This is a genomic window from Azospirillum oleiclasticum (assembly GCF_013423485.1).
In the GTDB taxonomy this organism is placed as follows: Bacteria; Pseudomonadota; Alphaproteobacteria; order Azospirillales; family Azospirillaceae; genus Azospirillum; species Azospirillum oleiclasticum.
In genome coordinates, this window is the sequence record NZ_JABFFR010000003.1 from 485,576 (window position 1) to 499,615 (window position 14,040).

The window sequence follows — 14,040 nt, forward strand, 5'->3', positions numbered from 1 at the left end:
CCCTTGCGGGAGGGCCCATGCTGCGGTTCTGGCAGGAGATGACGGCGGCGGATTTCCGCACCCTGCCCGCGGACGCGGTGGCGATCCTGCCCGTCGCCGCAACCGAACAGCACGGCCCCCATCTGCCCACGGGCACCGATCACCTGATCCTCGACGGCATCCTGAAGGCCGCCGCGCGGACTGCACCGAACGCGGAGGCGGTCGCCCTCCCCGTCCAGCCGGTGGGCTGGTCACCGGAGCATGGCCGGTTTCCCGGTACCCTGTCGCTGGACGCCGAACTGCTCGTCCGTGCCTGGACGGAGCTGGGTGTGTGGGTGAAGCGGTCGGGTTTCACCCGTCTCCTGATCCTCAACAGCCACGGCGGCAATCCACCCGCCATCGATATCACAGCCATGAGGCTGCGCGCCGATCACGGCCTGCTGGTGGTGAAATCCCACTGGGAGACGCTGGCCGAACCCGGCCGAACCGCCCCGCCCGGTGCCCCGGCGCTGGACTGGCACGGTGGCTGGATCGAAACATCGGTGATGCTGCACCTGCACCCGGCGTTGGTCCGGATGGAGCACGCTGCCGATTCCCCCGTCACCCACCCCCACGACCTGCCGCCCGACGGCCCCGCCCACTGGGCCTGGATGACCGGCGACCTCAACCCGGCGGGCGTGCTCGGCAACCCGTCGCTTGCCAGCGCGGAAAGGGGAGAGACGCTGGTCGGCCACGCCGTATCGGGCTTGGCCGACCTGCTGCTCAGGATGCAAAAGACGGCGTGGCCGCCGGCACCGGCGTAGCCGGCTCCGGGTCCTCCGCCGACTCCAGCCGCCGCAGCTCCGGCGCTGGCTCGATCTCGTCCGGCACCGCGCAAAGACCGGTGCGCCGCATGGCACGGGCCAGCCGGGGACCAGCCGTCAGCGCGGTGAAGGGAACCGCCAGCGCGCAGGCGACCAGGGTGGGCGAGGCCCACGGCAGGGCACCGGGCGCCAGCGCCCACAGCGCACCGCCGAACAGCAGGCCGAACAACATCTGCGGCCACAACCCGCGCGCCGCCTCCCCCGCCGGCACGGCGTGGCCGTCGCGGTTCTGCGCCTCCCACGCCACGCGCCGGCCGAGCGCCAGACCCGCCAGGAACACCGTCTGGGCCACGATCATCAGCGGCCCGACAATGAAGGAGAACAGCGTCTCCACCAGCCATCCGGCGAGAAGCCGCCCGGTGCCGCCATAACGCCGCCTCTCCTCCGGTCGCAGGAGCACGTCCAGCACACCCAGGATGCGCGGCGCCTGCCCGATCGCCAGCACCCCGGCGTAGAGCCCAACCGCCAGCCCGAACGGGAACGGCTCGCCGCCGCCCGGCTGCGTCACGACGGCAAGGCCCAGACCCGCCGCCATCATCAGCATCCACAGGGGCGCGCCGGCGTACATCAGCATGGCGTTGACGAGCTGGAAGCGGCCCATGGGCAGCAGCCCCGGCCGCCCGACGATGCGCAGATACTGCATGTTGCCCTGGCACCAGCGCAGGTCGCGCTTCACGAAGTCGGGCAGGCTGGGCGGGTTCTCCTCCCAGCTTCCGGTCTCCTCCGGGATCACGCGCACCTCCCAGCCGGCGGCCCGCATCAACGCCGCCTCCACCTGATCGTGGCTGAGCACCGGACCGCCGAGCGGCGGGCTGCCCGGCAGCGGGGCGAGGTGGCAATGGCGGGCGAAGGGCTCCACCCGGATGATGGCGTTGTGGCCCCAATAGGGACCGCTGTCCCCCTGCCACCACGCGATGCCGGTGGTGTGGGTGCGCATGCCATGCCGCATGCCGAACTGGAACACCCGCGCGAAGGCACTCTCCGCCGGCCGCCCGACCACCAGCGTCTGCAGGATGCCGAGCCGCGGATTGGCCTGCATGACGCGCACCAGCCGGACCATCGCCTCCCCGGTCATCAGGCTGTCGGCGTCCAGCACGATCATGAAGGGGATGCGCCCGCGCACCCGCTCCACGAACTCGCGCAGGTTGCCGGCCTTGAAGCCGGTGTTCTGCCCCCGCCGCCGGTAATGCAGCCGACCCTCCCACCCCGGCCGACCCAGCAGCCGCGCGAATCCCGCCCCCTCCGCCGCGGCGATCTCGGGCCGGGCGCTGTCGCTGAGGATGTGAAACTCGAACATTCCCGCATGGCCGGTGGCCTCCAGGCTCTCCAGCATGGTGGCGACCCGGCGGAACACCCGCTGCGGGTCCTCGTGCCGGATGCAGACGGCGACCGCCGTGCGTTCCGTCACCGGCTCCTCGGCACCGGCCCGCCGCACCGCCGGGCAGGTCAGCCCGACCGGATCGCGGGCCAGCCGCAGGATCACGAAGCCGATGACCGAATTCCAGAAGCCGAGCAGGGTCCAGGGCAGGCTCGCCAGGAACAGCAGCAGCACCAGCACCTCCAGCCAGTGCCAGCCATTGGTCGCCAGCAGCGCCGCCATGGCCCATCCCAGCCCCGCCGCGCCGGCGAGCGCCAGCCCCGCCACCAGCAGGCGCCGCCCGGCCAGCCCCTCCACGGGGGCGGCCTCGGGGTTCGGGCAATCGGATGCGGCGGACGTCGTCATAGGGGCTCCTTCGGAGGGTGGTCATTCCGGCCGGCAGCCACATGTTGCTGCGGGCCGCCGCCGCAAGGGGGGCGATGCAGCTTCTTACGCCGGGAACGGCACATGGATGACACGCGCATGTCCGATTCCGCATCCGCCCTGTGGTACGTCGCACCGCACCGGGCGGAGATCCGTCCGGCCGCGGCCCCCGCACCGGCTGCCGGAGAGTTGCGCGTGCGGGCCTTGACCAGCGGGATCAGCCGCGGCACCGAATCCCTGATCTGGTCCGGCCGGGTGCCGGACAGCGAGCGGGAGCGGATGCGCGGCCCGCATCAGGAGGGCGACTTTCCTTTCCCGGTCAAGTACGGCTACCAGATGGTGGGCGTGGTCGAGGATGGCCCCGCTGAGCTTGCTGGTCGCACGGTCTTCTGCCTGCACCCGCACCAGACCCGCTTCACGATACCGGCGAGCGAAGCGCTGCCCGTCCCCGACACCGTGCCGCCGGCCCGCGCCGTGCTCGCCGCCAACATGGAAACGGCGCTCAACGCCTGCTGGGACGCCGCACCGCGGCCCGGCGACCGCATCGCGGTGGTGGGCGGGGGCGTCGTCGGCTGCCTCGTGGCGTGGCTGTGCGGCCGCATGCCCGGCACCGCGGTCACCCTGATCGACATCGATCCCGGCCGCGCGGCGGTCGCGACGGCGCTGGGCATCGCCTGCGCCGATCCGGACCACGCGCCCGCGGGTTGCGATCTTGTCTTCCACGCCAGCGCCAGCGCCGCCGGTCTCTCCACCGCCATCGGCTGCGCCGGATTCGAGGCGACGGTGGTCGAGCTGAGCTGGTATGGGGAGGCCCCGGTCGCCGTGCCGCTCGGCGGCGCCTTCCACAGCCAGCGCCTGACCATCCTCGGCTCCCAGGTCGGCAGCGTGGCACCGGCGCGCCGCCCGCGCTGGCCGTACCGGCGGCGGCTGGAGCTGGCGCTCTCCCTGCTCGCCGACGAACGGCTGGACGCGCTGCTGTCCGGCGAGACACCGTTCGCCTCGCTTCCCGCGGCTCTGCCCGCCCTGCTCGACCGGCCGGGCGCGCTGTGCCATCGCGTCACCTACCCGTGAACCATCAGGAGCCCCCGCGCATGTACGCCGTCGAAGTCCGCGAGCACATCATGATCGCCCACAGCCTGCCCCGCCCCGTCTTCGGCCCCGCCCAGGCCCTGCACGGAGCCACCTACGTGGTCGATGTGGCCTTCATGCGGGAGACGCTGGACGCCGACAACATCGTGGTCGATATCGGCCGCGCGCTCGACGAGCTGAAGGCCGTGCTGAAGCCGCTGAACTACGCCAACCTGGACGATGTGCCGGAATTCCGCGGGCAGGTCACCACGACGGAGTTCCTGTGCCGGCACATCTTCGACGCCATGGCCACGGCCTGCCGCAGCGGCCGGCTCGGCGTGCGGTCCAGCGACATCGCCCGCATGCGGGTCACGCTCAACGAATCGCACGTCGCCCGAGCCTGGTTCGAAGGCCCGGTCGAAGGGTGAGCGGCTTCGATCCCGGCTGGCTGGCCCTGCGTGAGCCGGCCGACCACGCCGCGCGCGCGCCGTCGCTGTTCGCCGAGACCGTCGCCGCAGCGGGGGACCGGCCTACGGTGGTCGACCTCGGCTGCGGGACGGGGTCGAACCTCCGTGCCCTGGCTCCCCGCCTGCCCCCGGCGCAACGCTGGCGGCTGGTGGATCACGACCCGGCGCTGCTTGCTCTTGCCGCCGCCGGGGCGCCTGAGGGAACCGAACGCATCGCCGCCGACCTGCGGGACATCGACGCGCTGCCGCTCGACGGGGCCACGTTGGTCACCGCCGCCGCGCTGTTCGATCTGGTGTCCGCGGCATGGTTCGACCGCTTCGCCAAGCGGCTGGCGGCGGCGCGGCTGCCCCTCTACGCCGTGCTGACCTATGACGGGAACACGACGTGGACGCCGGCCCATCCGCTTGATCCCGTCATGATCCGGGCGCTGAACGACCACCAGCGGACCGACAAGGGCTTCGGCCCGGCGCTCGGCCCCGACGCAACGGTTCATATGCGGCAGTCGCTGGAGTCGTACGGCTGCGAGGTGCGGACGGCGGACAGTCCCTGGACACTGACCGGCGCGGATGCCGCGCTCGTGATGGCCACGAGCGCCGGCTACGCCCGCTCCGCCGTCGAACTGGGAGCGGTGTCGGTGGCCGAGGCGGAGGCGTGGCTGGCCTTCCGCCGGGCAACGGCGGTCAGCGGTGAAATGCTGGTGGGGCACACCGACCTGCTCGTATTCCCCGGCCATTGTTGCTGAATGGAGCACAATTCTTGCTCCACACCGCTGTTTATCGCGACGTGAGGTTACGGTTAGATCCCCTCCAGCACACACCCCCCGATTGGAAGGATCGCACCATGATCGACACCCGCACCGCCCCCTACGCCGCGCTCATCCTCCGGGTCAGCCTCGGCGTTCTCCTCGTCGCCCACGGGCTGCTGAAAGTCTTCGTCTTCACCGTTCCCGGCACCGTCCAGTTCTTCGAAACCATCGGCTATCCGGGCGTCTTCGCCTATGCCGTGATCCTGGGCGAGCTCGGCGGCGGCCTGCTCCTCATCCTCGGCCTCTACACCCGCTGGATCGCGCTGGCCCTGGTTCCGATCCTCGTCGGCGCCACGGTCCAGCACCTGCCGAACGGCTGGATGTTCGCGTCGGCCGGCGGCGGCTACGAATTCCCGGTCCTGTGGACGGTCCTTCTGTTCGTCCAGGCGCTGCTGGGCGACGGGGCCTACGCCCTCAAGCTCCCGGTTCCGGCCCGCGGCCTGCAGGACGCCCACTGACACAACGCTGATCGTACACGTGGAAATACCGCTTCTCGGGTCGCGGCGCGTGCGGGTAGGCTCCGGCCTCCCCGCACGTTTGTCGTGAGACACCCTCCGCATGCCCCGCAGCACCACCGCGACGCCGCCGCCGGTCTGGCTTCTCGTCGCCGCCACCATGACGGGGCCGCTCGCGCTCAACATCTTCGTGCCGAGCATGCCGGGGCTGCCGGAGGCGTTCGACACGGTGCCGGCGACGGTGCAGCTCACCCTGTCGCTCTACCTTGTCGGCGTGGCGTTCGGGCAGCTCGTCTACGGCCCGCTCTCGGACCGGTTCGGGCGCCGACCGGTGCTGCTGGCCGGGCTGACGGTCTTCGTCGTCGCCAGCCTCGCCTGCACGGTTGCGCCCTCCATCGGCGCGCTGATCGCCGGCCGAGTTGCCCAGGCACTCGGTGGCTGCGCCGGCATGGTCATCGCCCGCGCCATCGTCCGCGACGCCTGGAACCGGGAGGACGCCACGGCCGTGCTCGCGGTGGTCATCGCCGGCATGGCGGTGGCGCCGATGGTCGGGCCGGCGGTCGGCGGGTTCGTCGATGTGTGGATCGGCTGGCGCGCCAACTTCGCCCTTCTCGTCGCGTTCGGGCTCGTGGTGTGGATCGCCGGCGTGATGGCGCTGCCGGAGACCAACGGGCACCGCACGCCCATCCCCGGACCACTCGCGCTGTGGCACGCCTACCGCAGCCTGCTGGCGAAGCCCCTGTTCCTCGGCCATGCGCTGGTCGCCGGCTTCTCCACCGCGGCCTTCTTCGCCTTCCTCGCCGGTGCGCCTTACGCGATGGTGGAGCGCATGGGCCGCCCGCCCAGCGAGTACGGCCTGTATTTCGTGCTGCTGTCGCTGGGCTACATGGGCGGCAACATGGCGGTGTCGCGCGTCGCGTCCCGCTTCAGCGCGGAGGCGCTGGCCTTCGCCGGCATTCTCTGCGGGCTGGTGGGGCCGGCCGTGATCCTGGCCTTCCTCGCCTTCGGGATCATGACGCCGAGCGTCCTGTTCCTGCCCACCGTTCTTCTGTGCTTCGGCAACGGGCTCCTCATGCCGGCGTCGATGACGGCGGCGGTCAGTGTCGACCTGCGCCTTGCCGGGACCGCGTCGGGTCTGCTGGGCTTCATGCAGATGGGCCTCGGCGCCGTCGCCTCCACCGCCGTGGCGGCGATCCACGCGGGGGAACCGCTGGTGATGGTGACCGGCATGATGCTGATGAACATCCTGGCGGTCGGCGCTCTCGTGCTGGCACGGCGCGGGCGGGCGCAATCAGCCACTTCCCCTTCCTGACGGGCCGCTCCATTTGCTAGACAGGCCAGAGACCAACCGGAGTGACCAATGCCCGAAGCGCTGAACCTGCTGGAAGACCTGATCCGCAAGGCGAAGGCCGCCGGGGCCGACGCGGCCGACGCCGTGCTGTTCGACAGCGCCTCCCTCTCCCTGTCGCAGCGGCTGGGCAAGCCGGAGAAGCTGGAGCGTTCGGAATCGGGTGATCTCGGCCTCCGGGTCTTCGTCGGGCAGCGCCAGGCCATCGTTTCCTCCACCGACCGCAGCGCCCGCGCGCTGGAGGAGCTGGTGGAGCGTGCGATCGCCATGGCCCGCGTGGTGCCGGAGGACCAGTACGCCGGTCTTGCCGATCCCGACCAGCTCGCCCGCGACTGGCCCGACCTCGACACCTGCGACCCGGAGGAGCCGGCGGCCGACGCGCTGATCGAGCAGGCCCGCATCGCCGAGGAGGCGGCCATGGCCGTGCCCGGCGTCACCAACTCCGAAGGGGCGGACGCCGGCTGGAGCCGGTCCGTGGTCTGCATCGCCGCGTCGAACGGCTTCGCCGGATCCTATTCCGTGTCGCGCCGCTCGCTGTCGGCGTCGGTGCTGGCGGGGACCGGCACCGGGATGGAGCGCGACTACGACTTCGACTCGAAAGTCTATGGCGGTGATCTCCGTTCCCCCGAGGCGATCGGGCGGGAGGCGGGCGAGCGCGCCGTGCGGCGCTTGAATCCGCGCAAGGTGAAGACGCAGAGGGTGCCGGTCGTCTACGACCCGCGCGCCTCGCGCGGGCTGCTCGGCCATCTGACCGGCGCCATCAGCGGCCCGTCGGTGGCCCGCGGCACGAGCTTTCTGAAGGACCGCATGGGCCAGCGGATCTTCGCCGAGGGCATCAGCATCGTCGATGACCCGTTCGTGCGCCGCGGCCTCCGCTCCCGCCCCTTCGACGCGGAGGGCGTGGCGGTGCAGAAGCGGACGATCATCGAGGACGGCGTGCTGACGACCTGGCTGCTCGACCTGCGCTCGGCCCGCCAGCTCGGCCTGTCCACCACGGGGCACGCATCCCGCGGCACCTCCGGCCCGCCGGGCCCGTCGCCGTCCAACGTCTACCTCGCCGCCGGGCGCCGCAGCCGGGACGAGCTGATCGCCGACATCGACCAGGGGCTCTATGTGGTGGAGCTGATGGGCATGGGCGTGAACGGGGTGACCGGCGACTACAGCCGCGGCGCCAGCGGCTTCTGGATCGAGAACGGCACGATCACCCATCCCGTCAGCGAACTGACCGTCGCCGGCAACCTGAAGGACATGTTCCTCAACATGGAGCCGGCCAGCGACCTGGAACTGCGCTTCGGTATGGACGCCCCGACCATCCGCATCGAGGGCATGACCATCGCCGGAACCTGAATCAGAAGCGGCGCCGCCCCCTCGCGGGGACGGCGCCGCTTCGATGTCAGACGATCACTTCGTGTCCTGGATGCGCTTGACCAGGCTGGCGAGCGTCGGGGTGCCGGCGAACTTCTCATAGACCGGCTTCATGGCGTTCATCAGCTCGGTCTTGTCCGGGATGGTCACGACCTGCACGCCGGAAGCCTCCACCACCTTGCGCGAGGCGATCTCGCGCTCGTCCCACAGCTTGCGCATGTAGGGCACGGAGTCCTTGGCCGCCTTGCGGATCAGGGCCTGATCCTCCGGCTTCACCGTGTCCCAGATCTTCTTGGAGAAGACCAGCACCTCCGGCGCCAGCGAATGCTCCGACAGGGTGTAGAACTTCGCCGCCTCGAAGTGGCGGGAGGACTCGTAGCTCGGCCAGTTGTTCTCGGCGCCATCGACGATGCCGGTCTTCAGCGCGGTGTACACCTCGCCGAAGGGCATCGGGGTGGCGTTGGCGCCCAGCGCGTTCATCATGCCGACCCACAGGTCGGACTGCTGCACGCGGATCTTCATGCCCTTGAAGTCGGCCAGCGTCTGCACCGGCTTCTTGGTGGTGTAGAAGGAGCGGGCACCGCTGTCGTAGAAGGCGAGACCGATCAGCCCCTCCTTTTCCATCGACTTCAGGATCTCGTCACCGATCGGACCGTCCAGCACCGTCCGCATGTGCTTCGTGTCGCGGAAGATGAAGGGCAGGCCGGTGACGATGGTCTCCGGCACCACCGAGTTCAGCGGCGCCGTGTTGATGCGCATCATGTCGAGGCCACCGAGCTTGATCTGCTCGATGGTGTCCTTCTCGTTGCCCAGCGCGCCGTTGGGGAAGGTGCGGACGCCGAGCCGGCCGTTGGTCTGCTCCGACAGCAGCTTGCCCATGTACTTGACGGCTTCCACCGTGGGGTAGTCGCCCGGGTGGATGTCGGCCGAGCGGAAGTCGCGGGCTGCCGACGGCAGGGCAAGGCCCGCCACCGCGGCGAAAGCCAGAGCCGAAAGAAGTTTCCTCATCCTTGTTTCCTCCCAGTCCAGGTTTCAGGAGTTCCGGGATCCGCTCACTGCGGCCCCAGGGATTCGATCAACACGCCCAGCGCCGTCCGCTCATCCGGGCGGAGATCGACCAGTGGGCTGCGCACGGGTCCCGCGCCGTGGCCGACGAGGTCGGCACCGGCCTTCACGATGCTGACCGCATAACCCGGCCGCCGGTTGCGGATGGCGGCGTAAGGCATGAAGAAGCTGTCGAGAAGGCTGTTGACGGTGTCCGTATCGCCCGCCGACACGGCTTGGTGGAACGCCATCGCCGTGCGCGGGATGAAATTGAAGACGGCCGACGAATAGACCGGCACGCCGGCCGCCCGGTAGGGTGCCGCGAAGAACTCCGCCGTCGGCAGGCCGCCCATGTAGGCGAAGCGGTCGCCCATGCGGCGGCGGATCGAGATCAGCAATTCCAGGTCGCCGATGCCGTCCTTGAAGCCGATCAGGTTCGGGCATTCGTCGGCCAGCCGCGCCAGGGTCTCGGGGCCGAGCCGGCAGACGCCGCGGTTGTAGACGATGACGCCGATCCGGACCGAGCGGCAGATGGCGGCCACGTGGCGGGCGATGCCCTCCTGGTCCGCCTCCGTCAGGTAATGCGGCAACACGAGGATGCCGGCAGCCCCCAATTCCTCGGCCTGCCGGGCGAGCCGGACGGCGATCCGGGTTCCGTAGCCGACACCGGCGACGATGGGCACGCTTCCGCGGCAGGTGTCCACCGCCGTCCGCACGACCTCCGGATACTCGTCCAGATCGAGGGAGAAGAATTCCCCGGTTCCGCCCGCCGCGAACAGGGCCGACGCGCCATAGGTGGACAGCCATTCCAGCCGACGGCGATAGCCGGTCGCGTCGAACTCTCCGGCCGCGTCGAAGTCGGTCACCGGAAAGGACAGCAGTCCGGAAGACAGCGCGTGCTTCAGTTCGTCTGGCTGCATACCGAGAACGCTCCTGCGGCGGCGATGGGTGCCGTCCGTGCCGGTGTCGGTTGTATGATGAGCGGGCTCCGGCACAGCGTCGGTCCGCGACATTCGTCGCCGGATTCGCCTGCGGTTGCACGCTGAAGCTTCTATACCTCACATCATCATGTCATACAAGCTGTCGATTGTTCTGGTGTGAACTTTCCTCTCGCCAAGCCATTTTCGGCAGTCCGCACCCGATGCCTTGTCGTACAAGTTCCCAGTGGCTATAGTTCGCAATACGAAAAGAATGACGGGAGGACGGCCCGATGGGCCTGCAACGGCGGGAGACGCTGACCGCGCAGCTCACGCGCACGCTGCAAGAGCGCATCGCCGCGGGCGATTACCCGGTCGGCAGCAAACTTCCCAGCGAGCAGGACCTGATCGACGAGTTCGGCGTCAGCCGCACCGTGGTGCGGGAGGCCATATCGAGTCTGCGCGCCGGTGGCGTGGTGGCTACGCAGCAGGGGGTCGGCGCCTTCGTGCTGAACCCCGGCAACACGCCCTTCACCATCCAGGCTGCCGAGCTGGAGGTGGTGTACGAAGTCATCGCCGTGCTGGAACTGCGCATCGGCGTGGAGACGGAATGCGCGGCGCTGGCCGCCCAACGACGCCGCGACGATCACATAGTATCCCTGCGCGGCGCGCTCGACCGCATGATCACCGCCATCGGCGGCGGCGAGGACACCGTCGAACCCGACCTGGACTTCCACCGCGGCATCGCGGAGGCGACGGGCAACCGCCACTTCCTGAACCTGTTCGAATATCTCGGCACGCTGCTGATCCCGCGGGCCCGGCTGCGGGCCGCCTACCGGCCGGCGGAGATGGACAGCTACCTCAACCGGATCAACGCCCAGCACGAGGACATCTTCCAGGCCATCGTCCGGCAGGATTCCGACGCCGCGCGCGCGGCGATGCGGCTGCACCTGACCAGCAGCCGGGAACGCCTGCGCGCGAGCATCGATGGCAAGCATGGCGGGTGACCTCGGTTAGGCCGCGTCCAGCACCTGAACCGCGCGCATGATGCCGCGCAGTTCCGCCAGCCCCTTCAGCCGGCCGATCGCCGAATAGCCGGGGTTCACCACCTTGCCCAGGTCGTCGAGCATCTGAAGCCCATGGTCGGGGCGCATGGGGATCACCGCGTCCGGCCGGCCGGCCGCCTGCCGCTCCCGCTGCGCGGCGCAGATGACTCGGATCAGGGCCACCATATCGACGTCCCCGTCCAGATGGTGCGCCTCGTGGAAGGACTGCGGGTCGGCCTCCCGCTTGGTGCTGCGCAGGTGCAGGAAGTGCACGCGGTCACGGAATTCGGCGAACATGGCCGGCAGGTCGTTGTCCGGCCGCACGCCGAAGGACCCGGCGCAGAAGGTCAGCCCGTGGCTGGGGCTCGCGCTCTGTTCCAGCAGCCAGCGCACGTCGGCGGCGGTGCTGACCACCCGCGGGAGGCCGAGCAGCGGACGCGGCGGGTCGTCCGGGTGGATGCCAAGGCGAACCCCCGCCTCCTCGGCCACCGGCGCCACCGCCTGGACGAACGCCGACAGGGTCGAGCGCAGGCCGTCGGCCCCGATGTCACGGTAACGGTCGAGCTGGCCGCGGAACTGGTCCAGCGTGTAGCTCTCCTCCGCCCCCGGAAGCCCGGCGATGATGGTGCGCACCAGCCGCTCGCGCGCCGACTCGTCCATGGCCTCGAAGGCGGCGCGGGCGCTGCGCGCGCGGTCGGGGCCATATTCGGCCTCCGCCTCGGACCGGCGCAGGATGAACAGCTCGAAGGCGGCGAACTGGTCGGCGTCGAAGCGCAGCGCGCGCGACCCGTCCGGCAGCTCGTAGGCGAGATCCGTGCGGGTCCAGTCCAGCACCGGCATGAAGTTGTAGCAGACGGTGCGGACGCCGCAAGCGGCGAGGTTGCGCAGCGTCGCGGCGTAGGCGTCGATGTGCGCCCGCCAAGCTCCGGTGCGGGTCTTGATCTCCTCCGACACCGGGACGCTCTCGACCACCGACCAGGTGAGGCCGGCGTCCTCGATCATCCGCTTGCGCGCGGCGATCTCCTCGACCGGCCACTCGGTGCCGTTGGGGATGTGGTGCAGGGCGGTGACGATGCCGGTCGCCCCGGCTTGGCGGATGTGCGCGAGCGGGATCGGATCCTTGGGACCGAACCAGCGCCAAGTCTGTTCCATAAACCGATGCCTCCCCTGGGAACGGCCGTTGCTCCGGCCGATGTGCCCGACGGTGCGCCAATCAGAGGGTTAGGATGCCGTCAATTGGTCAGGCCACATTACCGCTTGATGGTCCGGCGGCGTAGATGTAAGTTTACAACATCGACCGCTCAGCCACCCGCACAGTCGGTGGTACGGAGGATGAGACGCACCGTGCGCGTCGTCCAGGGCGGAAGCGGAGACGCACGGGAGGGATGGACATGCTTCACGAAGACCGGCTTTTCCCGAGCGATCCGACGCAGCGCGCCATCGCGCGCCGTCTCTACGCGGAGGTGCGGGACCTGCCCATCGTCAGCCCGCACGGCCACACGGATCCGTCGTGGTTCGCGCGCAACGAGGCCTTCCCCGATCCCGCGACGCTGTTCGTCGTTCCCGACCACTACATCTTCCGCATGCTCTACAGCCAGGGCGTGACGCTGGAAAGCCTGGGCATCGGCCGCCGCGACGGCGCTGCGGTGGAGACGGACCCGCGCACCATCTGGCGCCGCTTCGCCGCCCACTGGCCCCTGTTCCGCGGCACGCCCACCAAGATGTGGCTGGAGCATTCGCTGGAGACGCTGTTCGGCATCACCGACCGGCTGTCGCCCGACACGGCCGACGCCATCTACGACCGCATCGACGCCAGCCTGCGGACGCCGGAGTTCCGCCCGCGCGCTTTGTTCGAGCGCTTCAAGATCGAGGTGATCGCCACCACCGAATCACCGACCGACACGCTGGAGCATCACCGCGCCATCCGCGAGAGCGGCTGGACCGGGCGTGTCGTTACCGCCTACCGCCCCGACCCGGTGGTCGATCCGGAGTTCGAGGGTTTCGCCGCCAATGTGGCACGGCTGGGCGAACTGACCGGCGAGGACACCGGGACCTGGGCCGGCTACCTCGCCGCGCACGCCCGCCGCCGCGCCTTCTTCAAGGATCACGGAGCGACCTCCACCGACCATGGGCACGCCGCGGCGACCACCGCCGACCTGCCGGAAGCCGAGTGCCGCCGCCTGTTCGACGGCGCGCTGAAGGGCACCCTGTCAGCGGCGGAGGCGGACCAGTTCCGCGGGCAGATGCTGACCGAGATGGCGCGCATGAGCCTGGAGGACGGGCTGGTCATGCAGATCCATCCCGGCTCCTTCCGCAACCACAACGCCGCGCTGTTCGCCGGCTTCGGCCGCGACAAGGGCGCGGACATCCCGATGCGCACCGACTATGTGCGGGCGCTGAAGCCGATGCTCGACCGGTTCGGCAACGAGCGCGACCTGACAATCATCCTCTTCACGCTGGATGAGACCGTCTATTCGCGCGAGCTGGCGCCGCTCGCCGGGCACTACCCCGCCCTTCGCCTCGGCCCCGCCTGGTGGTTCTTCGACGCGCCGGAAGGCATGCGCCGGTACCGCGAACTGGTGACGGAGACGGCCGGCTTCTACAACACCGTCGGCTTCAACGACGACACCCGCGCCTTCTGTTCGATCCCCGCCCGCCACGATGTGGCGCGGCGCGTGGATTGCGCCTTCCTGGCGCGGCTGGTCGCCGAGCACCGGCTGGACGAGGACGAGGCGCGCGAGACGGCGATCGACCTCACCTACCGGCTGGTGAAGGCCGCCTACAAGCTTTGAGGAACTCGGCACGCGCTGTGGCCGCGCGTTGCCGGGTGGAGTAGCGTCTCCTCCAACTGTGTCCCGCCCGGTGCCTCCGGGCAACCGGGCGGGCGCTTTTTCGGACGACCATCCACCCACATCATCCGGAACACACCGGCAAATCATAA

General features: G+C 70.0%; 13 protein-coding genes. 9 read left to right on the forward strand and 4 right to left on the reverse strand.

From position 1 onward, the window contains the following. Window positions 1–17 precede the first annotated feature (17 nt). Window positions 18–782, forward strand: coding sequence for a creatininase family protein (locus tag HL658_RS07285; protein ID WP_180281246.1), 765 nt, complete (start codon window positions 18–20; stop codon window positions 780–782). Here HL658_RS07285 and mdoH read toward each other — a convergent pair. Next, window positions 742–2,565 carry a glucans biosynthesis glucosyltransferase MdoH gene (mdoH, locus tag HL658_RS07290; RefSeq protein ID WP_180281247.1) on the reverse strand — a complete coding sequence of 608 codons (1,824 nt, stop codon included), beginning with the start codon at window positions 2,563–2,565 and terminating at the stop codon, window positions 742–744. The two genes, HL658_RS07285 and mdoH, sit on opposite strands and share 41 nt — an antisense overlap. 117 nt (window positions 2,566–2,682) lie before the next feature. On the opposite strand from mdoH, the gene HL658_RS07295 reads away from it, so the two are divergent. From HL658_RS07295 to HL658_RS07320, 6 genes are all read left to right on the forward strand, one after another. Then, window positions 2,683–3,654, forward strand: coding sequence for a zinc-dependent alcohol dehydrogenase (locus HL658_RS07295; RefSeq protein WP_180281248.1), 972 nt, complete (start codon window positions 2,683–2,685; stop codon window positions 3,652–3,654). Between the two features lie 20 nt (window positions 3,655–3,674). After that, entirely contained in the window at window positions 3,675–4,079 is a 405-nt protein-coding gene (locus tag HL658_RS07300) for a 6-pyruvoyl trahydropterin synthase family protein (protein ID WP_180281249.1), read from the forward strand. After that, window positions 4,076–4,861 carry a methyltransferase domain-containing protein gene (locus HL658_RS07305; protein ID WP_180281250.1) on the forward strand — a complete coding sequence of 262 codons (786 nt, stop codon included), beginning with the start codon at window positions 4,076–4,078 and terminating at the stop codon, window positions 4,859–4,861. The genes HL658_RS07300 and HL658_RS07305 overlap by 4 nt, the downstream gene beginning before the upstream one ends. A gap of 98 nt (window positions 4,862–4,959) precedes the next feature. Next, window positions 4,960–5,382, forward strand: a complete 423-nt coding sequence (locus HL658_RS07310) for a DoxX family protein (protein WP_180281251.1) — start codon at window positions 4,960–4,962, stop codon at window positions 5,380–5,382. Between the two features lie 100 nt (window positions 5,383–5,482). Then, on the forward strand, window positions 5,483–6,691 hold the full coding sequence (locus tag HL658_RS07315; RefSeq protein ID WP_180281252.1) for a multidrug effflux MFS transporter: 1,209 nt from the start codon (window positions 5,483–5,485) through the stop codon (window positions 6,689–6,691). Window positions 6,692–6,739: 48 nt separating this feature from the next. After that, window positions 6,740–8,074, forward strand: coding sequence for a TldD/PmbA family protein (locus HL658_RS07320; RefSeq protein ID WP_180281253.1), 1,335 nt, complete (start codon window positions 6,740–6,742; stop codon window positions 8,072–8,074). A gap of 54 nt (window positions 8,075–8,128) precedes the next feature. Here HL658_RS07320 and HL658_RS07325 read toward each other — a convergent pair whose 3' ends face one another. Together HL658_RS07325 and kdgD are read right to left on the reverse strand one after the other, a co-directional pair. Further along, window positions 8,129–9,100: a TRAP transporter substrate-binding protein gene (locus HL658_RS07325; RefSeq protein ID WP_180281254.1), complete on the reverse strand. Its 972-nt coding sequence runs from the start codon at window positions 9,098–9,100 to the stop codon at window positions 8,129–8,131. 44 nt (window positions 9,101–9,144) lie between these two features. Beyond that, window positions 9,145–10,056 carry a 5-dehydro-4-deoxyglucarate dehydratase gene (gene kdgD / locus HL658_RS07330; RefSeq protein ID WP_180281255.1) on the reverse strand — a complete coding sequence of 304 codons (912 nt, stop codon included), beginning with the start codon at window positions 10,054–10,056 and terminating at the stop codon, window positions 9,145–9,147. A 290-nt stretch (window positions 10,057–10,346) separates the two neighbouring features. Here kdgD and HL658_RS07335 point away from each other — a divergent pair, with 290 nt between their 5' ends. Next, window positions 10,347–11,060 carry a FadR/GntR family transcriptional regulator gene (locus tag HL658_RS07335; protein WP_180281256.1) on the forward strand — a complete coding sequence of 238 codons (714 nt, stop codon included), beginning with the start codon at window positions 10,347–10,349 and terminating at the stop codon, window positions 11,058–11,060. A gap of 6 nt (window positions 11,061–11,066) precedes the next feature. On the opposite strand, the gene uxuA is transcribed toward HL658_RS07335, so the two are convergent. Then, window positions 11,067–12,251, reverse strand: a complete 1,185-nt coding sequence (gene uxuA, locus HL658_RS07340; protein WP_180281257.1) for a mannonate dehydratase — start codon at window positions 12,249–12,251, stop codon at window positions 11,067–11,069. 239 nt (window positions 12,252–12,490) lie between these two features. Between uxuA and uxaC the strand changes: the two genes are divergently transcribed. Next, window positions 12,491–13,891 carry a glucuronate isomerase gene (gene uxaC / locus HL658_RS07345; RefSeq protein WP_180281258.1) on the forward strand — a complete coding sequence of 467 codons (1,401 nt, stop codon included), beginning with the start codon at window positions 12,491–12,493 and terminating at the stop codon, window positions 13,889–13,891. The last annotated feature ends 149 nt before the right edge of the window (window positions 13,892–14,040 follow it).